The organism is Mesorhizobium sp. M2A.F.Ca.ET.067.02.1.1 (genome assembly GCF_004023285.1).
Classification (GTDB): domain Bacteria; phylum Pseudomonadota; class Alphaproteobacteria; order Rhizobiales; family Rhizobiaceae; genus Mesorhizobium.
The window spans coordinates 1-428 of record NZ_RZSB01001445.1; the positions used below are offsets into that span (position 1 = coordinate 1).

A 428-nucleotide genomic window follows, 5' to 3' on the forward strand; every position below is an offset into this window, starting at 1 on the left:
ATATAGTTCGCCGCTGCTGGAGTCTCTGCAAAAAACTGATCCAAACCCATACCTTGGAGTTCCGTCGTGACGGCAGGTAACTTGCTGAACCTAATTCTGCTACTTGATATCGGCGCCAAACCTGCCCAGGCCTCGACGGCCTTGAAAACGGAATACTAGGATCGCTGCTGCTGAGATGATCCATTGTCTATCAGCCAATAGGTAAGGCTGGCTTCTGCTAGAAGCTGGCCTTCTGGATTACCCGCAAAGGCTTGGCGAGCGTCAGCTTTGATGGGAGAGAATCGCGTTTTGCTGGTATCCGTCAGAGTTTCCTCAAGCGACGTATTGAACGCAGTGAGCACGGCCGCAATGTTTTCAGCCGTGGGTTGTATGACGGTAAGATCGTGGTTCAAGAGCATGCCGTGGTACGGATAGACTATCGGTAGACC

1 protein-coding gene is annotated in these 428 nt (G+C 51.9%); it reads right to left on the reverse strand.

From position 1 onward, the window contains the following. Positions 1-155 precede the first annotated feature (155 nt). The coding region (locus tag EOA28_RS39810; protein WP_210215002.1) for a hypothetical protein at positions 156-428 on the reverse strand (273 nt) is incomplete at its 5' end.